The organism is Vagococcus hydrophili (genome assembly GCF_011304195.1).
GTDB lineage: Bacteria > Bacillota > Bacilli > Lactobacillales > Vagococcaceae > Vagococcus > Vagococcus hydrophili.
The window spans coordinates 1464338-1486927 of sequence record NZ_CP049887.1; the positions used below are offsets into that span (position 1 = coordinate 1464338).

The following is a 22590-nucleotide window of genomic DNA, read 5'->3' on the forward strand; positions in this document are numbered from 1 at the left end:
TGAAGATAATTCAGTAAATAAGGAGTGTTAAAGTATGTTTGATGAACTAAATAAAATATTATTGGAAGATAGTTCAGAAAACTCTTGGTATGATGAGGGATGTATTTATGCTGAGGAGTTATTGGGAAAATTTACAGATAATGATTGGAAAAAATTGATAACTACTCTAAAAAGTAAAAATAATAAATACAAAATTAGGTTGGCATATTGTATAGACGAAGACACAAGCATGAATGGATTTAATTTATTATTAGGATTACTTGATGAAGATGACGAAGTAGCTGAATGTGTGATAGATTCATTGCGATCATTCGATAAAGAACCTTATAAAAAATTGATTATTTCTGATACAACAATAACTGATAAAGCAGAAAGCTTATTAAAAAATGCGAGTTTACCAGTGAAAAGAGTCTTAGAAGTTTTTTTAAAACAAAATAAATAATAAAATCACTCTAACGATTGGCGTGAACCAAGAAGATAGAGACTTGATTGGTAAGTTGATGATTGTTGTAACAAAAGATTTAATATACATCAGGTGAAATATGCAGGGATTAAAAATGGTAAAATAGAATAAATGAAACTATCAGAACTATCTTCATATGAAGATTATGCTCCTGAATCTTGAGATTCTACATACAAATATTTTGTGTTTGTAAAAATATTGCTTGAGTTAAATTGGCAATAATTTACTTGATGACTAGCTTAGAAAGGAATATTTAAAAATGAAAAAAACTATTTCAATCATGACAGAAGAATTTGAAAATGAGCAAACTGGAGAAAAAGTTGAAGGTATTACGATTATGGTAGATGGTATGCTAAAAGAATTTGTGAATATTGTTAAGTCAAAAGATTCTAACTACCAAACAACTGTTGATGTTATACAAGATGCACTGATGAAAGGTTTAGAGGATATTAAGGAGAATATCAATAAATAGGTGATAGAAAAAGGGACTATAACTTTTAATTCTATCGAAATTTATGGCGTTTTTAGAGAAGATTTTGAAAACTCAGGTGTTCCTGATGTAGTCTGGGTTACGTTAAATGAACGAGAATTAGTGAATATTCCAACACATTTAGTTGTTTTATATAATACTGGAATGGGAGAAATGTATTGTTTAAATTATAAAGACTTAAATAACAATAATGAACCCAAAATAACATCATACTACCCAGGTTTTTCAGAGAATACTCAAACTAAATTATTTTAATCAACCCCATATAAATAAGCCTTTGAGGATACTATGAACAGTTCCTCAAAGGCTTATTTTTCTATGTTCTTGGTCTTGGATCAGTAAAGTAAAGCATCTCTTCTTTATATTTAATCAATGCCTTATCCCAAACCGCAGGGGAATTCATCACACAAGAAAGGCCATTTAAAACATTCCCTACTTTGTAATCAATCCCCTCATCTAAAATATCTAACACACGATCATAACGTTGTTCAAAGCCATTAAAATCATGGCGTAAGACATTCATTGTCAAGGTTTCCCCGTCTTCTTTAACAATCCTATAAGGATAATTTTCAGTAAATAAATACTCAGGTAATACTTTTTCTTCCACGCCGTGCATGCTGGTATTTCTAGCAAATGGTGCCCCTAACATGACAATCTTTCCGCCACGACGATAGACTTCACTTAAAGGTGAATTAACCCCAACAGGTGTGTGATCTTTGTAGTGATTTTCAGTAAATTTCTTCGCATCTTTTCCCCATGCAGCTAGGCTATGAGTTGGGTGTAAACTACGATAAACATTGTCAGATAAACGCATGGTTTCAGGAATAATCCCAATACAAACAGGTGTATTCACCACATCAAACGTCGGATTTTCAGGTAAGACATTTTTATAACTAAAGGTTGGAATAATTAGTGTTCCTTCTGAAACTGTTTCTTTCAGTGCTTCAATGACAGCTTTTGGTCCACCTTCAATTTGGTCGTCACCACGCAATGCATTGTAAGAAGAATGAACAACGATAATATCATCCTTTTCTACCCCTAAATTTCTTAAATCAGTGATAATTTGTTTTGGATCTAACATAAAATTCCTCCTATAATTAATTGATTTATTTTTGATAGAGAAAAACGAACTTATTTTCAGTTGAATACTCATTAGAATAAAGGTAATCAGGGTGATTAAACTGCTTAATACTGTCTAGTGTGGTAATGTTGTTTTCAGCTAAAAAGCGAACCATTTCACCACGAGCCATTTTAGCCAAGGTGGCTTTAACTTTTAATTTGTTATCGATGATTTGTGCAAAAACAATCTCAATCATTGGTTGGTTTTCATTAAGAAAAGGTGTGATTGTTTTGGAATATTCTTTTGAGGCTAAATTAATAATCGGTTCATTGTTATCAGATAGAACTCCATAAAGAGACGTTCCCCAAAATTGATAGAGATTTTTAAACCCATCAACAGCAAGTGGAGCTTGCATTTCTAAACGATAAGGAATAATCCCGTCAAAAGGTCGTAAAACACCATAAAAGCCAGATAATATGCGCAGGTTTTCTTGTAAATAATGAAGGGCTTCTTCTGTGAGTAAGTCAGGTGCCATGTATTGATACTGTAACCCTTTGTAACTCATGATGGCAGGCACGGTATGTTTAGCTAAATCAGCTTGTTCTATGCGCTCAAAGTTTTCCTGAGCTAGCTTATCGTTACATTTCCAAAGTGACTTAGCTTCTTCATAAGATAATTTTTTCAATTCAGTTAGTATTTTTTTTGTTTTATCTAAAAATTGAGGCTGACTTTCTGGAAAAAAGAAGTCTTGCTCGGAACTCATTTGTTTAGTTGGAGAAATAATGATTTTCATAATAAACCGCCTTTATTGTTATCATGCTTATTCTAACGTAATCAATGATGAAAAGAAAGAAAAGCTCATCTAGTCGTAATAATTATAAAAAAATAACATTAATTGTATTTTGATTGATTTTGTTCGGTTTTACATTGATATTTTAAATTATACTTGTTATGATAACCAAGTAAGAAAACCATATAGTTCTAGTAATACGGTCTAGAAGTCTCTACAAGTTACCCGTAAAGTAACTTACTATGGCAAAGGTCAAGTTATGTCCTTCTGCCGTGACAGGTGGTTTTTCACTTTTAAAAAGGGGAGAAGGACAAATGAAAGAAAGAATGGATCAATTTTTCGGAATTACCGAATCAGGGTCTACGTTTAAACGAGAAGTAACAGGAGGATTTACAGCATTTTTAGCCATGTCATACGTGATTTTTGTGAATCCAATTATTTTAGGACAAGCAGGAATGCCAAAAGATGCCGTCTTTATGTCAACGATTATCTCATCAGCCATTGCCATGTTAATTATGGGATTATGGGCGAGATTTCCACTAGGGTTAGCACCGTGTATGTCGATGAATGCTTTTTTTGCGTATTCAGTTGTTTTACAAATGGGAAAAACGTGGCAAGAAGCTTTAGCGAGTGTGTTAGTGGCTTCGGTATTATTCTTGATTCTAGCTTTTTCAGGCGCTAGATCAAAAATTATTAAAGCAATTCCTATGACAGTGAAACAAGCGGGGACAGTAGGATTAGGAATTTTTATCGCTTTTGTTAGTTTTAAAAATTCAGGAATTATCGTGCCGGACGAAGGAATGTTTATTAAATTTGGTGGTTTTGATAATCCTAATGTAATTATTGCCTTCTTTGGAATTATTACGGCAGCTTTTTTCTTAGTTCGTAAAAATCAATATGCGGTCTTTTTAGGAATGATTGGAGCAGCAGTTTGTGGGCTGTTTATCCGTTTAGGCGCTTCGATGAACTGGTTCCATTTAAGTGAGAGCGTGGTAGCGACTCTACCTCAATTACCAAAAGGTTCACCAATTGTGGTGCCAACAGTGCCAATGGAGTCGATGCTAAATGAGACATTTTTAGTAGCTATTAAAAATCTAGATAAGATGTTATCACTTGATTCTGTAGTTGTAATTCTAACATTTTTATTTTTAGATTTCTTTGGAACAGCAACAACTCTTTCAGCAGCGGCAACCCAAGTATCTGATATTAAACGAGAAAATTTTGAAGACAACAAACGTATTTATAGTGCCGATGCTTTAGGTACATTCTTTGGTTCATTATTTGGAACGTCTAGTTTATCGACTTACATTGAATCAGTATCAGGTATTATTGCCGGTGCTAGAACAGGCTTAATGAGTGTGGTAGTCGCAGGACTTTTCTTATTATCAGCCTTTTTCTATCCAGTCTTGTCCTTAGTGACACCAGCAGTGACAACACCAGCTATGGTGGTCATTGGAATTTTCATGATGCAAAATATTACAAGTATTAAATGGGATGGCGGCTTTGAAGAAATCATTCCAGCTTTCTTGACCATTGTGATGATGCCACTAACAGGTTCGATTGCTTTAGGATTAGTATTAGGTTTCTTAGCCTATGAAATCTGCATGATCTTTGCAGGTCGAGTAAAAGAAATCCCAACAGTCATGCACGTGATCACGATTATCTCAATAGCCTATTTATTTACAGTATAGGGTGTATAAAAAATCGTTTTGCTCAGAGTAACTGGAAGACATGAAAAATAATTCGTGCTTTTTGAATTGATTTTCGTGTCTGAAGTTGTCGTGAGAGCTGCCTTTTGAACCCTAACTGAACAAGCGTAAAACAGGAGGAGACTTTTTAAAGTCTACCTCCTGTTTTTTTTATAATGCTTGGATAATTTCCAAAAAATTCAGTAAATACAGAACAAAAATTGAGACGTTTCCTAAAGTTGATAGAACGATAATACCAAATCTTAATGTCCAGATTCGGTAACCGCCACCATCGTAACTACGCGTTGTTCGTTTGCCTTTATAAGAAAAAATCGCGATTAAAGTAATTAGTAGTAAAATACCTTGAACAATCATTGCAGGAAAAATAGAAACAGTTCCCTGATAAACTAAAGAGTAGAGGTACAACGAACTACTGCCTGTTAAAATAGCTAATACAATCATTTTTTTAGTGACTCCTTTTTTCTTTTTATTATCATAGCACATAAAAGAAACTAACGGTCTAACAGTTTTGCAAGGTATCTACATACGACAAATTTTTAAATTTACGCCAAATCTGGCGCAAATTTAAAAATTTGTCGTATATCAAAAGGAAACAAATCCAGAAATTCTTTTTCTTATAACACCCAATTTCGTAGAGATTTATTGTACAATTAAGTTAAAAGAAAATGAATTCATTGAAGAGGTAATGTATGAAAAAAAACGTCACTATTTCTGATGTTGCTAAACAAGCAGAAGTCTCAAAAACAACTATTTCAAGATATTTAAATGGTCGGTTTGGTAATATGTCTGCTGAAACGAAGGATCGAATAGAGCAAGTTATTTCTGATTTAAATTATCGCCCGAATCGCCAAGCACAGGCGCTAAAATCTAAAAGAAGCTATTTGATAGGTGTGATTGTATCAGATATTTCAAACATGTACTCATCACTCCTTTTAAAAGGAATCGGTGAAGTTTTAGGAGACGCGGGGTATCAAATGATTATTATGGATGCTGCTAACTCCATCGAAAAAGAGCAAGATTTATTGCATAAATTGATTGATCAAAGTGTAGAGGGCATAATTTTACAACCTTCATCAAGAGAAGCTAGTCATTATCAATTTATTAAAGATGAAAATATTCCATTGTTACTTGTAGATAGAGGTATTGAACCATTAATATTCCCGTTAGTAACAACCGATAATGAAGATGCAACAAAAAAAATGCTAACTCTTATTTTAGAAAAAAAATATGAACGAATTGTAGTTATTAGTGAACCCTTAGCTGATATCGTGACAAGAGAAATTAGGTACCAATCGATTAAAGAAACAGTGAAACGCAGAAAATGTTTACTTAATTTAGTGGAAGTGACCAAAGAAACTAATTTGAAGAATGAGATAAAAAAATCTTTAAGTTATAGTGAAAAAACTGTCATTTTTGCTTCTAACGGTAAAATGTTAATGGAGATTTTAACTATATTAATTACTGAGGGGATTGAGATACCTGAAAAAATTGGTGTGACAGGATTTGATGATTGGAATCTTTCGGCACTTGTTGGACCAGGCATCACAAGTATCGAACAACAAACACAGAAAATTGGAAATGTTTCAGGGAAGCAGATGTTGGCGTATTTAGAAGATGAAGAGAAAAAAGATGAAACAAGGATTGTAACAGCTGATATTATGAATCGCAACTCATTATAGAAATGTTATTTAATAAAAAACAAAAAGTAAGTTCTTATTTAGGAAATCGGTTTCCAAATAAGGGCTTATTTTTTTTGATGTTTTTTAAAAAGAAAACGCTTGCTTTATTTAGTTAACCGGTTTACTATTTGTTTATAGAAACCGGTTAACTAATTGAGAGGACAATGAAAAATGAAAAAAATCGTATTAAATTTGTTAGTGTTTAATCAACAATTTACTGAGGGCGAAATGCAAAAAGAACTCGTTATAAAGGGAATTGGATTAGGTTTTAATCAAATAGAAGTCAGAAGAGAGTACTTTAGAGATATTAAAAGTGAGTTGTTAGAAATTAATCAACTTGTTAAAAATCATAACCTTGAGTTATTTTATAGTGTTCCTGAAGAAGTTTTTGTAGAAGGTAACATTAATCCAAAATTGACAGAATATCTATTAGAGGCTAAAGAAATGGGTGCTCGTCATATCAAGTGGAATATCGGTGATTTTAAAAATTTTACAGGAGATTTGAATGAATTAGAAAAATTAACAGGCATGGGAATCAACGTAACTATCGAAAATGATCAGACTGAAATCTCAGGAAAAATTCAATCTATTCAAGAATTTATGAAAGCGGTAACGAATAAGAAGTTAGACATTGGTTATGTTTACGATCTAGGTAATTGGCGTTTTGTCGAGGAAGATGAGAGGAAAGCCGCTCAAAAATTAAAAGAGTATGTGACGTATATTCACGTTAAGGATGTCGATATGACAACGGGTAAACCAGTTGTAGCAGGGTTAGATCAGGGAGAAATCAATTGGCGAGATATTCTGGAAGTATTACCAACGAATGTGCCAGTGGCTATCGAATATCCGACAACAAAGGATGAAGAAATAAAAAGAGCGAAAAAACTACTAGAGGAAGTGTAACCATGGAAAATCAAACAAAAATCGACCCAGAAAAATTTGCTTATCATTTTGTAGATACGATTAAACGTCCGAATATGGGCACAGAAGAAATGGAAAAAGCAGCCAAAGAATCATTAGCTGCTTACTTAACAGCTTACTATATCGCCCAACGATTTAATAACTTAGAAAATACATTCTTTAAAGAAGAACAGCACCATGAAGTATCAACATATCAAAAAATATTAAGTGAACTCAATCAATATTAATTAGGGGAGGTTTTATTGTGGCAAGTGCAGTAACAGGAATACTACTAATTATCACATTTATCATCTTTATTATTTATGCCATGAAGGGTGGCAATTTAACTGTTGGATTTTTCGTCATGGCAGTTTTATGGACAATTATCGGTATGGTTCCTTTTAATCAAGCGATTAAAGAAATTTTTACTGAACCTGTTTTAAATTACGGAAAAACAGCGTCCTATATTATTTTTGGTTCATGGTTTGGTCGAGTGTTAGTGGATACAGGAATTGCAGGAAGCATTAGTCGTCGAACTGAAAAAGTGGGTAAGAAAAGTCCAGTTATTGCGACAATTCTTATTGCATTAGTGATTGCGCTAATTTTTACCAGTTCTTATGGTGTGGGATCTGCCATTGCAGTAGGTGTGATACTGCTTCCAATTATGTTTTCCATGGGAGTTCCTAAACATATTGCTGTAACCGTTTTTACGATGTCAATTGGTGCGGCGATGTATGTCAATAATGTGTTGTTTGTTCAATTTCAAGTGTTCTTTCCTAAAGTTGAATGGGGGAGCCACTACCAACGATTTGGCTTTGTAGCTATGGGAATTCAAATGGCTATCGTTATTCTATTTATTTTATTTAATGCTAAAAAAATTAAGAATGGTGAGCCGATTATTGTAACAGCTGAAGATGGAGAGGAACAAGTTGAGGTTTCTAAATGGACATATATCTTGCCTGTTTTGCCAGTTCTTTTAAGTATTTTTGCTAAGTGGGATGCGATACCAGCTTTATTGATTTCAATCATTATAGCATTTTTAACTACTGGAAACATGAAAAGCTATACAAGATTTGTGACGAAGATGAATGAAACCGCTAAACATGCGATTAGTGATATTGCGGGTCTGCTTATTATGTTATTTGTTTTAACCATGTTTCAATCAGCAGCCATTCATGCCATGTCAGGTTTTACAGATGTGTTTCAAGCGATTTTACCAAGTAGCAAATTGGTGTTAGTCATTATTGTGGCAATAGTAGCCCCGCTTTCTTATTTTAGAGGTCCGTTAATGCTTTACGGAGCAGGTGCTGCGACGGCTGCTATCTTTGTTGGAACCGGTATGTTTGATCAGTACTTCTTATATGGTTTGTTAGTCGTTCCTTCTATGATGGGAGTGTCAGCATGTATTACTCAATCGTGGAATTTATGGTCTGTTCAATATGCAGAACTTGATACGAAAACTTTTCTTTTAACAGGCTTACCTTGGGCATGGGTAGCGACTGTCTTGAATTTATTTGCCGCTTATTTTTTACTATAACAATTAATGGAGGAATGAATCATGAGTGAATTTTTAACAATCGGAGAACCAATCGCCCTTTTTGGGTCAGAGGAAGTTGACAAGAGCTTGAAGGACGCTAAATATTTTCAGAAATTTTTAGCAGGAGCGGAAGTTAATGTGGCTGTCGGTGTTTCAAGATATGGTCACAGTACGGAATATATTACAGCGTTAGGAAAAGATCCTTTTGGTGATTTTATTAAAGATCAATTAGTGGAAAATAATATCGGAACAAATTATATCTCTGAGTCAGACGAGTATTGGACGGCTTTTCAATTAAAAGATCGTGTGAGTCATGGAGACCCAAGTATTCATTATTTCAGAAAAGGTTCGGCTGCTGCTCATTTCAAGAAAGAAAATTTAGACCATATTGATTTTTCAGAAGTCAAAATGGCTCATTTATCAGGCATTTTTCCAGCTATATCAAGTGAAGCTTTAGAAAGCTTTAGATACTTTGTTGAACTATTAGAAAAAAATAACATTAAAACAACTTTCGACCCAAATTTACGTCCTCAGTTATGGGAAAGTAAGGAAGTGATGGTTGAAACAATTAATGAATTAGCTTCTCATGCTAACATTATTCTTCCAGGTATTAACGAAGGTGACATTTTAGTTGGCAGTAGAGATCCTGAAGTGATTGCTGATTTTTATCTGACAAATGGTAATCAAACAGAAGCGGTTATTGTTAAATTAGGAGCAGAAGGAGCGTTTGTTAAAGAAAGAAATGGAAATAGTTTTGTTGTTAAAGGGTTTAAAGTGTCAGAAGTAGTTGATACTGTTGGAGCAGGAGATGGTTTTGCGGCTGGGGTAATTAGCGCTTTAATGGAAGGTTTAAGTATAAAAGAAGCAGTTATCAGAGGAAATGCGACAGGAGCATTTGCAGTTCAAACACCGGGAGACAACGATGGTTATCCAACACCTAAGATGTTAGAAAAATTTTTGGCAGAAGAAAAGGTGTTTTAAAATGAAATTACAAGTAGCGATAGACCGAGTGAGTTTAGCAGAAGCAGTAACGTTAGCCAGTCAATTAAATGGAAAAGTCGATATCATTGAAATGGGAACTTCCTTGATCAAAGATTACGGCAATGAGGCGATTGTCAAACTAAGAGCTGCCTTACCAGATAGTCAGCTTTTATCAGATATTAAGACTATTGATGAAGGGGAATATGAATTTAATCAAGGATTCAAAAATGGCGCAGATATTCTAACCGTCATGGGAGCTTCATCTCTTGATACTATTAGATTATGCGAGAAAGTATCTAAAGAGTATCAAAAAACGATGATGATTGATTTATTAGAAGTGGGAGAAACTAAAATAGAAAAATTACAAGAATTTAAGTCGGCAATCTTTTGTTTACACCATTCAATTGACAAATCAGACTCTTGGAATGTGGTTGAAACGGTTTCTGAGTTTCATGCTAAATTTCCAGAAATTCAGCGTTTAGCTATTGCTGGTGGGATTGATTTGTCCCAAGCAGAAGCGCTAAAAAAACAAGGGTTGATGGAAATTATTATTGTGGGATCAAGTATCACAAAAGCAGTCGATTCAATAAGGGAAGCTAAAAAATTTATGGAGGTAATTGCCTAATGGACGCAATTAAATTAGTCATGGAAGAAATAAATACAGTAATGAATTTGGTAGATGAGAAAGAATTGGATGCAGCTCTACCATTTCTTACAAAGGAAAAGCGAATTTTTATTACAGGGGCAGGTCGAAGTGGTTTTCAAGCTAAAGGATTTGCTATGCGTTTAATGCATATTGGTTACACTGATTATGTGTTAGGTGAAACAATTACGCCTTCGATTAAAGAAGGAGACACTTGGGTGGCAATTTCAGGGTCAGGAACAACTAAAGGAATTTTAATGGAGACGGAAGTGGCTAAAGCTAAAGGATTAAACATCATCGTGTTAACGAGTGATAAAGAATCAAAATTAGCTCAATTAGCGGATCATACAATCATTGTCCCAGGTGCTACCAAAACAGGAGCAGGCGTTAAATCACAACAATTGCTTTCATCTTTGTTTGATCAAACAGTCCACATTACATTAGATGCTCTAACCTTAAAGCTAGCTGAAAGAGATAATACCTCTAATCAAGAAGCTTTAGCAGGTCATGTTAATGTTGAGTAAGAAGCGAGGTTAACGATGAAACGAGTGGAAATATTACTAAAACTTAAGCAGGCTGGTATTGTTGCAGTTGTTAGAAGGCGTACGCAACAAGAAGGTTTAGCAATAGCTGAAAATTTGATTCATCAAGGAATAAAAGCAATTGAAATGACGTTAACAACGCCAAATGCCTTAGAGATAATGAAGGAATTACAAGCAACATACAGTAAAGATGAAAAAGTGATTATCGGCGCTGGAACGGTAATTGATCAAAGTATGGCAGCTATCGCAATAAATTCAGGTGCAGAATTTATTGTGAGTCCAGTCTTTGATTTAGATGTTTGCAAGCTCTGTCATTTGTACCAAACACCTTATATCCCAGGTTGTATGACTGTAACAGAGATGAAACTAGCACTAAGTTCTGGCGTTGATGTAGTGAAATTATTTCCAAGTAATCACTATAAACCAGAAATTATTTCATCGATTAAATCCCCATTACCTCAAATAAATATCATGCCTAGTGGCGGTGTTAATTTAGACAATATGACTGACTGGCTAGAAGCAGGAGCCTTGATGATTAGTGCAGGTGGCGAGTTGACTAAATCAGTAGAGAGTGTAAAATCTCTAACTAATGAGTATTTAACTATCTTACAAAATCATCGGAATAAACGAAAGAAGAATTGGCAGATATAAAATCTGTCAATTCTTCTTTTGGTCGTTTTATAATATCGGCTGATCACTAATCCCTCGTCCTACCCAAGTTTTAAGAACATCAATGGATGGAAACATGACTTGGCTAGCAAAAGAATCTCGAAGTAACATTTCAATTGGACCTTGTTTGTTATAGGCATGCCCACCACCTACACGCATAGCCAGACGTGCCGCTTCTATGGCATTTTCTGAGGCGATAATACGGGCAGTCATGATTTTAATCAACCCATCCTCTTCTTCATTTGTTAACGCGTCAACAGCATTATCTAAACTAGATTTAGCACTTAACATGCTAGCGTAAATATTAGCCAAGTGGATTTGAACGGTTTCGATATTGGCTAAACTCTTATCTGGATAGTTGCGAGATAAGGCGTGATCGATAGTAGCTTCTAAAATCGTTTGGGTCATTCCAGAATACACACCAGCTAATCCAGTCATGAAGTAAATCACATCAATGTTAACAGGATATTTTTGCTTGGCTTTTTCACGGTCAATGTACACAGCAAATTGATTATCAAGTTTCATGTTTTCCATTACCATGGGACAAGAAATATTGCCACGCATCCCCAAACCATTCCAGTCATTCTCTTTAAAACTTAACCCTTCTGTTTCATAAGGAACTAACCAGTTTACGGCGCGATTTTGGTCATCATTAGGTACAGAAATTAAGTAATAATCCGCATAGTTGGCAGAAGTTATCATGCTTTTAGTTCCATTAATAATCGAGTAATCCTCAAAATTTTGGACACTGCTTTCTGATTTAAAAACGTGAACCCCAGTACCAAATTCACTTCTCGCAAGAGAAAGCATTTTATTATGTTGAACGACTTCTGTGGTGATAAATTCTATTAATTCAGGATTACCAAAAGTTAATACAAATTTAAGTGCCACATTATGCATGGTGTAACACAAACCAACAGTCGCAGAGCCTTCGCCGAATGCCTGGCTAACATAGGCTTGCGCGTCGATTCCAGCACCTTCACCACCCATGTCTTTAGGGATAATTAATTTTAAAAAGCCGTTTTCAGCGATTAAATCCATAATATCTCTTGGAAACATTCCTTCTACATCAATTTTTTGAGCGAAAGGGGCGATGTGCTGATCAGAAAACTCTTTTGCTTTGATATAGTATTGATTCATGAAAAAACTCCTTTTTTATTCCCGTTCTTTTGTTTAACTATCTTTATCCTAACATAGAAAAACAAGTTTGAGATTATTTTCACATGAATAAATAGTTAAGAGTTGGTAAGTAAAAAAACCACTGAAAACTAAATCTAGTTCTCAGTGGTTTCTTTATATCTATTATACCGCAAAAAAAGGTGATTCGGTAGACTGGTTTTTTAGTCTAAATGGTAGTAGTATATAATTTCAAGTTAAAATAGGAGCGTGTGTCGATGACAATTCAAGCATTAGAACAAGAACGATTAACTAAAACGTATGAAAAATTATTGCAGGCACAACAGGCAAGTGAGAAACTACTTCAAAAAGAATTAGAACAAGGACAAAAAGATCTTGATGTGAGTCAAGATGATATCAGAATGAGTAACGATAACTGGGGAGATCGGCTAGATTCTTTTGCGGTAATTGAGATGAAGAATCGAGAGATGGATCAACGTCGTTTTGCGATTGAAATGGCGGAGAAACGATTAGCTCAAATCAATCGCTTACTAGAATCACCTTATTTTGGAAAGATTGATGTCTTGTTTGATGAGGACGAAGAGATTGAGCCTTTTTACATTGGTATTAATGGATTTACAGATGAAAGCCATAATAATTTAATTTATGATTGGCGTTCACCGATTGCTGAGCTATTTTATAATAATGAACTTGGTGACTCTTCTTATGAAGTGAATGGGAATAACATTGATGTCAGTATTGAAAATAGACGTCAGTTGGTTATGGAAAGAGAACTTCTAAAATTTGTTTTTGATACAGCAGTGGCTATCGATGATGAAGTTCTGTTGTCAGTTTTAGAAAAAGATGCCACAAATGCCATGCAAGATATTACGGCATCCATTCAAAAAGAACAGAACTTAATTATCAGAGATGAAAAAAATTCCTTAATGCTCGTGAATGGTGTGGCGGGAAGTGGTAAAACGTCGGTCATCATGCAGCGAATTGCTTACTTACTTTACCGAAATCGTCAAGATATCAATGAAGATGATGTGTTGATTTTGTCACCTAATGAAGGCTTCATTAAATATATCTCAGAAGTTTTACCATCTTTAGGAGAAAAGAACCCACTGAACTTAACGTTTAGAGGCTTATTAGAACAGTTAACCCTAACGGAAACCGAAACTGAAGAAACGTATTTCAATCGAATTACTCAACTAGATGTCAGTGAACAAACCAAAGTTTTACGTAGTCAGGCATTTGTTCAGTTCTTAAAAGAGAAGGGGAATGATATTTTATCTTCATCAGAACTACCGGTAAGTGGCATTAATCTAAAGGATGAAGTTCTAATTAAAGCCGCAACGATTCTTGATTACTTTAAAAATGCACCTAAAACAGTGTCTTTCTTAGATCAAGTTCAAGGTGTGAAGTTGCACTTAGAAAGTCTTTGGGAAGAAATATTGAACAAAGAATCATTGGAATCAAAAAATCAAGACCAGTTACAATTACTATCGGAACAAGAACAACGCCAATTATTTGGGAAATTAATTCCAGATACGGAAGAGCAAATTATGCGTTTTACCAAAAAAATGCTGCGCAAAAAATATCGTTCAATTCCTGAAAAAATTAAAGAACTAGAATGGTTAGATACGCAAAAATTAATGGAAATTTTGTATGAATCATATACAGGAGTAGCCTATCAAGAAGGCGAAGAAACAGTGGATTCAGAAGTTATCTATTTATTAACGCAACACTTATTTGTTGAGAAATTGTATGCGCCAAGATTAAAATTTTTATTTATTGATGAGGTCCAAGACTATACATCTGCTCAAATCTGCTTTATTAAAGAGTTGTTTCCAAAAGCAAAAATGACCATGGTGGGAGATGAGGACCAAGGAATTTTTAATTCAGTGATTGATTTTACTCAAATTGAAGAAATTCTTGAAAGTTATCAAGGAGCACCTAAAACGTACAACTTACAAAAAAGTTACCGTTCAAGTGGTGCGATTACCCAAACTTTCAATAAACTCAGAGGAAAAAGACACGAGGATATTATTCCGATTCAACCAATAGGAGAAGTTCCAAGCTATGTTTCTCTCAATGACTTTGAAAATCTAAAGAATTTAATTGAGTCAAAAGATATCAAAAATACAAGAATCATCACAAAAACAATTGAAGAAACTCAGCAATTAACCGCTGAGTTAGACGAAGATTACTTAAGAGGTCGCAAGATAAAAGTGACACCTATTAGTTTAGCTAAGGGTCTCGAATTTGATTATGTCCTACTTTATGATGTATCTAGTCAAAATTATCAAACAGATCAGGATAAACGATTGCTTTATACAGCTGTTTCAAGGGCAATGAAGACAGTAATGATTACTTATCAAGATGAATTAGTTGAATGGTTGAATTAAAAAAAGGTTGAGGATAATTTAAATTATTCTCAACCTTTTTTTTGGATAGAAGACATTATTTAGTTAAATAACGATTGATTTTTAATAACCTTATTAATTTAAAATGAACTTAAAAGTGTTTTTATATCTAATAAATTGTCTGTTAATAGTTTTGTGTGTATAATAAAAGTGTAAGATGATAAAAAAGGAGAGATGAGTTGTATGAAGAAGTTAAAATTCTTTTTATTAATGATTATCGCCCCTATTTTTTGTTTTATTTCAACAGAAAATACTTTTGCGTTGGATGGCCCTTCTTTATTGAGATACCCCGATATTAATATAGTAGATGCTAATTTTAATACAAATAAAATTATCCCAGCTGATTATGCCACAGTAGTCCGCCCTAATAGTCGAATGACATACACTATAGTGGGGAATAGTTCTGGAGGAGCAGGTGGTTCTGCGTATTTTACGGCTGCAGTTTTAAAGCGACCAGGACCACATTATGTTCAGCTCAATAATGTGGCGATTTATCAAGGCAATCGAATTGATTTGCGTGTCAATATAGAGAGTACAACAGGTGGAACAGTTAGAGTGTATACGCCTAACTATCGAGCAAACACCAAAATGGAAGACTTTTTACGTATTAACACTGCTGGAGCCAATAAACAAACAGTCATTAAGTATGAATATTATAAAAGTGGAACGGAAGAAAAAGTCGATTACTCTGGAACTTGGAATTATCGATGGATTACTAACTATAAATCAATCTCTTTACCTAAAAATCAACTATATGATGTATATGCGTACTATAATTCTGCGCTGAAATATAATAATTATAATGACAGTAACTTACAAGTTTTCGGAACAAATACGAAACAGCAAAACGTTATTGAGAACGCTTACTCTGTACTATTTGATACGAATCGTGGGGAGTTATATCAAGTGATTGATCATTTAAAAACGCCCACCTACACAAAGTACAGTTTTGATCCCATTGCTCAAATGGAATTACCAACACCACAAATAGTTGGAGAAACAACCAATGCGCCTGACGTTCAATACGAAGCTGTTCAAGATATGCCACTACAAGTAAAAAAAACATTCTATCCTATATCTTACAGATTAGACATTAAATTCAAAGATGCAGACGTTATTGATTTTGATCAAACAACATGTAAAGTCTATGATTTATCAGGGCAATCAAGAGATAGCTATTTTAGAATTGTCCCAGATAAAATCAACAATCAATTAGTGGTTAATATAACTAATCCTATGCTTCTATCATCAGATAGCTTTGTAGACAATTCCTACATTTTTAAGATTGATGCTAAATTAAAAAGTAATAAGGACTTAACACAGTACTATCGAACAGATGGATATTATTATATTCCAGCCTACGTACAATATCAAACCAATACAAATTTAAGTCCAGAAACTATGGGTATAGCTAGAGTTAAAGCTTTTATTTCTGCAGAACCTAAACTACAAATGGTTTCTCAATTTGAGAATACTAATAATTGGATAAACCAACCTGTTGAAACATTTTTTGATAATGCTAAAGGGGCATTTTCATCGGATAAACTAATTATTAAGAGTGTGGAAAGAAAAAGTTTTGATCGTCTGGGGAATGACAATGTCAAAGTAACTCTTAAAGGATCTATCTCAGGCATTGAAAAAGAGTTTGTCGTGCCAGTAAAAGTATCTGCGGAGCGGACAGGAACGATTAATTATGTAGATAAGCAAGGAAAGAAAATAGCCGATTCGATTACAAAGAAGGGGGCAGCTGGGTCTAATTATGATTTTACCTCGGACCAAAAAGAAATTACTGGTTACAAATATGTTTCTTTAAAAGATGATAGTGATCCTATTAAAGGCAAGTATCCTGAAGAAACAAAAAATATAAATGTCACTTTCGTCTACGAAGTGATAGAACAAGATATTAAGATAAAATACGTTAACGAAAAAGAGGAAGAAATTTCTGAAGCAAAGAAGGAAAAAGCAAAACCAGGAGATGACTATAATGTGTTAGCTAAAAAAGTACCAGGATACCAAGTTCAAAACGTTCGTGTTGATAATATACCTGGAACACTTAAAGAAGATGGCTCAGTAACTGTGAAAGTGAAAGAAAAAGCAATGGAAATTGTGTTTAAGTATCAATCTAATCATTTTGAATTGAATTTTACAGTGGATAAAACTAGCAGTAGTCCTGGTGAAACTTTAAACTACACGTTAGATATTACAAGTGGTATGAAATATGAAGATGCGACTAAAGCTACCGATTACCAACAATTGACAATTTCAGTACCAATTGATGATAAACAATTAAAAGACTTTCAAGAGATAATCATTAAGGATAGTAAAGGAAACAATGTAGGGGAAGGTCGCTATGATCAAACAACAAAAAAAATCATAGGGACACTGACTAAAAAAGTTAAAAATACCGAAAATCTAGCATTCACTTTTAAAGCAAAAATTAGTGAAGATATCCCGAATCAATCTAAAATTAATCTAAAGGCGTTAGTAACAAGTATGTATCAGTCAAATGGTAATCGATTGATTAGCAAAGAATCAAATGAAGTGTCAACAGTAATTGATGTTGTGAAAATGCACTTTAGTCAAGTTTATCGCGGTACAGAGACACCTATCTTGAAAGATTTGACAGTGGATGAACCAGTGGATAATTCTAAGTATTTTTATGTAAAAATTAACGAGAGCCTTGAAAATATTGTAGATAAGTTAGTAACTTCAGGAGATAAAGAGCTAAATTATGTAGGCTATAATCAAGTGAAGATGAAGGATTTTAAAGTAAAGATTAATAATGTGATATCTAACACGGACAAAGTACCAAATAAAGAGTTTCAATTAATTTATGAATACGAGGGGCAAATGAAGTTCCAAAAGGCACCAAATCTTGATTTTGGTCAAGTAGAAATAAGTGATAGAAATAAACAAAGTAAACTGGCAACTAATTCCGAAGATAAGGTTCAAATTGTCAATACGTTACTTGGGTATAATTGGACACTAAAAGCATCGCTACCAAATGGAATTAAGAATACAAGTTCAGGGGAGTCATTCTTAGGTGAATTATTGTATATTGATAAAAATGGAACCAAGCGTTCAATTACAGAATCTAGTATTAAATTAACATCTCAAGAAGTTGAAGACAAATCAATAAGTAAGTTAGATATTAGGGGACAGGATAATACAGGGATGCGTTTAGAGCAACACCTCGGAAATGCTAGTAGCAAATATAGTGGTGAACTAGTTTGGAGTTTGGAAGATACCCCGAAATAAAAAAATAGAGGATGACTTTTGTGTCATTCTCTATTTTTTTTTATTCTTCAAATATTTTTCACGTAATGCTTTTAGTTCTTGTTTTTTATCTGCTTTTTCAGGTAGATTCTTTTCGTGATATTTCGTCACAGAAGCTTGTCCTTTTGTATCTAATTGATATTTTCCCATTGTGTTCACCTACTTATCTTTCCAATCTAATATACCTTATTTTGGCAAGATAAGACACTAAAAACCATAATCTTCTTCAATATCAGCCCAAACTTTTTGATAAGTTGTGGCTAAAGCAACCGTGTTTTCAATTAAATTATCCATTCTAAACAAGACATCATCATTCACAATTTCTTTCTGAATAATATCTGTGTCCTTCACAAAAACATAGTTTGGGACGATGTTAGCTTTCATATAGCCTAAGATTGGCTTTAATTGGATTTCAGCAATTAAGAAATGTTTATTCGAACCAGCTGTCATTACAATTCCAACGGTTTTCTTTTCTAAGGCTTTTTGCGGAAGTAAGTCAAAAATATTTTTTAAAGTTGCTGGGATAGAGGCTTGGAAAGTTGGCGAACCGATGAAAATAATATCTGCTGCCATTAGTTCTTTCGTCACATAACCAGTATCTCCCTCATAATCTAAGTAGTTCCTTCCGTCACTAAATTCAATATCTAATTCCTTTAAATCAATAAAAGTCGTATCATGATCAGGGTATTTTTCCTGATATTTGTTTTCGATTTCTCTTAAGCTGACTAACGTTTTACTACCAACTCTAGAGTCCTGTAAAAAGACAGTCTTCATCAGTTATTCTCCTTTGGTGTCGTATATTTTCTAATAGCAGGTAACACTTTTTCCCCAAGAATAGTGATATTCTCTTTGATTTTGTCAAAAGGAACGCCGCCAAAATCAAGTTGTGCCATATAACGTTGATTACCAAATTCTTCATGTTGATAAAGAATTTTTTCAATGACTTCATTAACTTCACCCACATTCATCACACTTTTAGGATCTTTAGCGTGAGCGAAGGCTTGTCTGGGGAACCATTGTCCGTTGGCTTTAAACATGCCGTGATTCACATTAGGGTAAAATTCCCTTAAGGCTGTTTCAGTGTCCTTAGCAATATAGAACAAACCACCCGTTGTAATCGGTAATTTTTTTTCATCAAATCCAGCCATTCGAGCAGATTCACGGTAAACATCAATGGTTCTCTTAAACGTACTAACGGGACCACCTAGCATGGCAAGATTCATTGGTACACCCGCATGCCCCGCTTTAACTGCGCTACTTTCCCCACCGCCAACTGCTCGCCAAATTGGTAGATGTCCGTTCACAGGTCGAGGTAGAATCAAAGCATTATCAAGTGGCGCTCTAAATTCACCTTGCCAAGTAATCCGTTCATCCCGATTTAGTTGTAGAAGTAAGTCGAATTTTTATTCAAAACGTTCTTCATAGTTATTCAAATCAAACCCTAGTAATTTAAACAAACCAACCCGAGAAGCACGTCCACCCACAATTTCAATCCGCCCATTTGATAACAAATCAAGAGTTGAAAAATTTTCGTAAATTTGAACAGGATCAGATGTACTGACAATTGTTGCGCCACTTGAAATTTTAATATTTTTTGTTGTTTCAACAATAACTCCTAAAATGACTGCATGAGCTTGAGAAACAAATCCTTCTTGATGACTTTCACCTAACATGAAGACATCAAGTCCTGCTTGTTCAGATAAAACAGCCATTTCTTTAATTTCATTAATTCGTTCCTGAGCCGTCAATATACTGTTCGTGTGAGGATTAATTAAATGCTCACCAAGGGAATAAACGCCAAATTCTAAGCCTTTTTTTTGATCAAAAACAGGCAATGTATTAGGAATTTCTTTGTAAGTATTAGTTGTCATAAAATAATCCTTCTTTCAAAATTTATTTAGTAAATGTATTATAATTGGATAACTTACAAAAAGTAAGTTGTTTGCTTAGAAAGAGAAAAACTGGATAGAAATGGTATAATAGTGGGAATAAAAAGCTTTTTAGAAGGAGATAAGACATGGAATTTATCGCATTATTACGAGGTGTGACACCTGTGGGAAAAAACAGAATCCCTAAAATGTCTTACTTAGCTGAAATTTTAGAAACAGCAGAAATGAAGCAAGTGAGAACTTATATTCAAAGTGGGAATGTTTTGCTAGTAACAGAGATGAGTAAACAAGAAACGAGTCAAAAAATACATGACATCATTAAAGAAAAAATTGGTGCTGATCTATCAGTAATTATGAAAACAAAAGCAGAATTAGAGATAGCGATTGCTGAAAATCCTTTTGCTGAAACGTATGATTATTCGAGAATTCATTTAGTGTTTACAAATGATGAAATAAATCAAGAGAAAGTTGATGTCATAAAGAATATGGACTTTCAACAAGAAGAGTTTTATCAAGGGAGTTAGTGTCTGTATATTTATTTACCCCGTGAAGCACCTAAAAAGAGATTGAATACTAACTTTTTGGAGAAAAAGTTAGGGATTGTTGCGACGATGAGGAAGATGAGTGTGGTGGATAAATTACATAAAAATGACGATTAAATTGCTAATATTTTGTTTTTTTTGAACTATTTTAAAATTAAAGGGTTGCTAATAATAAATGAATTAATCTATAATAATTTTTGAAGAATATAAAAAGGAGAACAGAATGAATGCTCAACAAAGGTTATTATTAATTTTTCTACAATTAATGAACGGGAAAAAAATAAGTAAACAAGAATTAATGGAAGAATTTGATAAAAAAGCATCAACGATCCAAAGAGATATTGTGGTGATAGAAGAGGTATTACAAACGTGTATTCATAATAGTTTTATTCCAGAATCAGTTAGGATTGATAGAGATGGCAAAGGTAATTATCAATTAAAACATTTTGAAGATATTAGTAACATCAGTCGATTAACAGATGCAGATATTTTTATTTTGTTAAAAATTTTGTATTCAACTAGAATTTTTAATAAAAAAGAAATATCTAAATTATCGAATAAATTACTTACTATTGCTGATGAAAAAAAATTTATACAACAGTTTTTAGCTAACGAGCAGTTGTATTATCAGGGAATTTCTGTGGACGATTTAATGGGGAGTTTAGAGATGATTATCTATGCTATTGTGAACCATCAAATGTTGGAGTTTTCTTATTCTAAAAATGGTATAACAGAAATTTTTCAACGTGTACCTAATGCTATTTATTATTCAGATTTATATTTTTTTATGCTGTCATCTTCTCAAACGGCTAAAGATGATGCTGAACTTACTACAGCAAATAAATTTAGAATTAATAGTATGAAAGAAATCAAAGTGATTTCATCAAGTAATAAAGTAGCTTATTCTGAAAAATTTGAAGGTGGTTTACTTAGAACCCAAACTGTTCTACCTTTTTTAGGAAAACCGATTACGATTATTCTTGATTTTTACTATGATTCAATCTATGTTCTAGATCGTTTTCCTCATTCAAAAATAACGCAAATTAATGAGGATGGTAGTTTTAGAATTGAAATAAAAGGAAATGATGGTTATGGAATGAAGATGTGGTTGTCGAGTCAAAGTCATATGGTTAAAGTGATTTCACCAAGACATTTGCGAGAGTACCTAATTCAAGATATGAAAGATACACTGAAACTCTACGGAGTTGATGTGGATTAAAGAATAATTATTTGGAGGAGACAAAGTATTTTGAAGCAAAGATTAGATTTAAAAATTCTTATTTTATGTGCCATATGCGTAGCCATTAATGTGATGTTGGGAACGTTTATTGCCTATTTGAAAATACCTTTTGTTTATTTAAGTGGTATAGGTACAATTTTTATAGCAGTTAATTTTAAAATGAGGTATGGTGTTTTAACAGGATTTTCCACACATTTGTTACTGGCCATTATTCATGGACCGTCATCTTTAGCTTTTGGTCTATCTAGTATGGTTAATGCAGTAGTTGCAAATTTGTGCTCTAAACGTAAATTTAATGTTTCTCAAGCCATTATCACAGGAATTTTAATTTCAATCATCGGTTCATTTGTGAGTGTTTGGATTCGTTTAGCTCTCTATGGTGGTTTTTCTAATTCAGTAACAGATGTGCTGATTTTAGCAGTGAGAAGTACAGGTGTTGCTATGTTCATCGCAGCTTACATAGGAGCGGTGACGGATAGTATATTGGATAAAATATTATCGTGTTTGCTTGTTATGCAGTTAAGTAAAATACCGCAACTTCAAAGATTTTTGATTCGGTCGAGGACATTAGATAAAATATAAATAGAAGGTTTTCAAAAATGGTTGTAACTATTTTTGAAAACTTTTTTTATGTA

General features: G+C 33.6%; 22 protein-coding genes, 2 pseudogenes and 1 riboswitch. Of the genes and pseudogenes, 17 read left to right on the forward strand and 7 right to left on the reverse strand.

Annotation, left to right across the window (positions count from 1 at the left end):
- The first annotated feature begins 34 nt into the window (after positions 1 to 34).
- The 3 genes from G7082_RS07405 (at position 35) to G7082_RS07415 (ending at position 1208) form a co-directional block, all read left to right on the forward strand.
- Positions 35 to 442: a hypothetical protein gene (locus tag G7082_RS07405; RefSeq protein ID WP_166034478.1), complete on the forward strand. Its 408-nt coding sequence runs from the start codon at positions 35 to 37 to the stop codon at positions 440 to 442.
- Between the two features lie 280 nt (positions 443 to 722).
- On the forward strand, positions 723 to 935 hold the full coding sequence (locus G7082_RS15020; protein WP_166034479.1) for a hypothetical protein: 213 nt from the start codon (positions 723 to 725) through the stop codon (positions 933 to 935).
- Positions 936 to 1208 carry an SMI1/KNR4 family protein gene (locus tag G7082_RS07415; RefSeq protein WP_166034480.1) on the forward strand — a complete coding sequence of 91 codons (273 nt, stop codon included), beginning with the start codon at positions 936 to 938 and terminating at the stop codon, positions 1206 to 1208.
- A gap of 61 nt (positions 1209 to 1269) precedes the next feature.
- On the opposite strand, the gene G7082_RS07420 is transcribed toward G7082_RS07415, so the two are convergent.
- Together G7082_RS07420 and yaaA are read right to left on the reverse strand one after the other, a co-directional pair.
- A complete protein-coding gene (locus tag G7082_RS07420; protein WP_166034481.1) occupies positions 1270 to 2034 on the reverse strand; it encodes an AAC(3) family N-acetyltransferase in 765 nt (254 codons plus the stop codon).
- 25 nt (positions 2035 to 2059) lie between these two features.
- On the reverse strand, positions 2060 to 2806 hold the full coding sequence (yaaA, locus tag G7082_RS07425) for a peroxide stress protein YaaA (RefSeq protein WP_166034482.1): 747 nt from the start codon (positions 2804 to 2806) through the stop codon (positions 2060 to 2062).
- Positions 2807 to 2964: 158 nt separating this feature from the next.
- A riboswitch (purine riboswitch) is annotated at positions 2965 to 3066 on the forward strand.
- A gap of 51 nt (positions 3067 to 3117) precedes the next feature.
- On the opposite strand from yaaA, the gene G7082_RS07430 reads away from it, so the two are divergent.
- Positions 3118 to 4494: an NCS2 family permease gene (locus tag G7082_RS07430; RefSeq protein WP_166034483.1), complete on the forward strand. Its 1377-nt coding sequence runs from the start codon at positions 3118 to 3120 to the stop codon at positions 4492 to 4494.
- Positions 4495 to 4662: 168 nt separating this feature from the next.
- Here the strand turns inward: G7082_RS07430 and G7082_RS07435 are convergent, their stop codons facing one another.
- The gene (locus tag G7082_RS07435) at positions 4663 to 4953 is read right to left on the reverse strand and encodes a hypothetical protein (RefSeq protein WP_166034484.1); all 291 of its coding nucleotides are present in this window, start codon (positions 4951 to 4953) and stop codon (positions 4663 to 4665) included.
- A 248-nt stretch (positions 4954 to 5201) separates the two neighbouring features.
- Between G7082_RS07435 and G7082_RS07440 the strand changes: the two genes are divergently transcribed.
- The 8 genes from G7082_RS07440 to G7082_RS07475 all read left to right on the forward strand — a co-directional run bounded on the left by G7082_RS07440 (position 5202) and on the right by G7082_RS07475 (position 11445).
- A complete protein-coding gene (locus G7082_RS07440; RefSeq protein ID WP_166034485.1) occupies positions 5202 to 6191 on the forward strand; it encodes a LacI family DNA-binding transcriptional regulator in 990 nt (329 codons plus the stop codon).
- Between the two features lie 171 nt (positions 6192 to 6362).
- Positions 6363 to 7094, forward strand: coding sequence for a sugar phosphate isomerase/epimerase family protein (locus G7082_RS07445; RefSeq protein ID WP_166034486.1), 732 nt, complete (start codon positions 6363 to 6365; stop codon positions 7092 to 7094).
- Positions 7095 to 7096: 2 nt separating this feature from the next.
- Positions 7097 to 7339, forward strand: a complete 243-nt coding sequence (locus G7082_RS07450) for a hypothetical protein (RefSeq protein WP_166034487.1) — start codon at positions 7097 to 7099, stop codon at positions 7337 to 7339.
- Between the two features lie 17 nt (positions 7340 to 7356).
- Complete coding sequence (locus G7082_RS07455; RefSeq protein WP_166034488.1) at positions 7357 to 8628, forward strand: gluconate:proton symporter; 1272 nt, start codon at positions 7357 to 7359, stop codon at positions 8626 to 8628.
- 21 nt (positions 8629 to 8649) lie between these two features.
- Entirely contained in the window at positions 8650 to 9609 is a 960-nt protein-coding gene (locus G7082_RS07460) for a sugar kinase (protein WP_166034489.1), read from the forward strand.
- A gap of 1 nt (position 9610) precedes the next feature.
- Positions 9611 to 10234 (forward strand): orotidine 5'-phosphate decarboxylase / HUMPS family protein, encoded by a 624-nt coding sequence (locus G7082_RS07465; RefSeq protein ID WP_166034490.1) that lies wholly within the window; start codon positions 9611 to 9613, stop codon positions 10232 to 10234.
- Positions 10234 to 10776 carry a 6-phospho-3-hexuloisomerase gene (hxlB, locus tag G7082_RS07470; protein ID WP_166034491.1) on the forward strand — a complete coding sequence of 181 codons (543 nt, stop codon included), beginning with the start codon at positions 10234 to 10236 and terminating at the stop codon, positions 10774 to 10776. Before G7082_RS07465 ends, hxlB begins: the two co-directional genes overlap by 1 nt.
- A 15-nt stretch (positions 10777 to 10791) precedes the next feature.
- A complete protein-coding gene (locus tag G7082_RS07475; protein WP_166034492.1) occupies positions 10792 to 11445 on the forward strand; it encodes a bifunctional 2-keto-4-hydroxyglutarate aldolase/2-keto-3-deoxy-6-phosphogluconate aldolase in 654 nt (217 codons plus the stop codon).
- 27 nt (positions 11446 to 11472) lie between these two features.
- Here the strand turns inward: G7082_RS07475 and G7082_RS07480 are convergent, their stop codons facing one another.
- Positions 11473 to 12603 carry an acyl-CoA dehydrogenase family protein gene (locus G7082_RS07480; RefSeq protein ID WP_166034493.1) on the reverse strand — a complete coding sequence of 377 codons (1131 nt, stop codon included), beginning with the start codon at positions 12601 to 12603 and terminating at the stop codon, positions 11473 to 11475.
- A 254-nt stretch (positions 12604 to 12857) separates the two neighbouring features.
- Here G7082_RS07480 and G7082_RS07485 point away from each other — a divergent pair, with 254 nt between their 5' ends.
- Together G7082_RS07485 and G7082_RS07490 are read left to right on the forward strand one after the other, a co-directional pair.
- Entirely contained in the window at positions 12858 to 14990 is a 2133-nt protein-coding gene (locus tag G7082_RS07485) for a HelD family protein (RefSeq protein ID WP_166034494.1), read from the forward strand.
- A gap of 201 nt (positions 14991 to 15191) precedes the next feature.
- The gene (locus G7082_RS07490; protein WP_166034495.1) at positions 15192 to 18266 is read left to right on the forward strand and encodes a MucBP domain-containing protein; all 3075 of its coding nucleotides are present in this window, start codon (positions 15192 to 15194) and stop codon (positions 18264 to 18266) included.
- A gap of 30 nt (positions 18267 to 18296) precedes the next feature.
- Here the strand turns inward: G7082_RS07490 and G7082_RS07495 are convergent, their stop codons facing one another.
- From G7082_RS07495 to G7082_RS07505, 3 genes and pseudogenes are all read right to left on the reverse strand, one after another.
- Positions 18297 to 18434 (reverse strand): hypothetical protein, encoded by a 138-nt coding sequence (locus G7082_RS07495; protein WP_166034496.1) that lies wholly within the window; start codon positions 18432 to 18434, stop codon positions 18297 to 18299.
- 57 nt (positions 18435 to 18491) lie between these two features.
- Entirely contained in the window at positions 18492 to 19058 is a 567-nt protein-coding gene (locus G7082_RS07500; RefSeq protein WP_166034497.1) for an NADPH-dependent FMN reductase, read from the reverse strand.
- A pseudogene (locus G7082_RS07505) lies at positions 19058 to 20155 on the reverse strand (LLM class flavin-dependent oxidoreductase). Before G7082_RS07505 ends, G7082_RS07500 begins: the two are co-directional and overlap by 1 nt.
- A 146-nt stretch (positions 20156 to 20301) precedes the next feature.
- Between G7082_RS07505 and G7082_RS07510 the strand changes: the two are divergent.
- The 3 genes and pseudogenes from G7082_RS07510 (at position 20302) to G7082_RS07520 (ending at position 22537) form a co-directional block, all read left to right on the forward strand.
- Positions 20302 to 20832: pseudogene (locus G7082_RS07510) on the forward strand (DUF1697 domain-containing protein).
- A 106-nt stretch (positions 20833 to 20938) separates the two neighbouring features.
- Positions 20939 to 21934, forward strand: coding sequence for a helix-turn-helix transcriptional regulator (locus G7082_RS07515; protein WP_166034498.1), 996 nt, complete (start codon positions 20939 to 20941; stop codon positions 21932 to 21934).
- Positions 21935 to 21964: 30 nt separating this feature from the next.
- A complete protein-coding gene (locus tag G7082_RS07520) occupies positions 21965 to 22537 on the forward strand; it encodes an ECF transporter S component (protein WP_166034499.1) in 573 nt (190 codons plus the stop codon).
- The last annotated feature ends 53 nt before the right edge of the window (positions 22538 to 22590 follow it).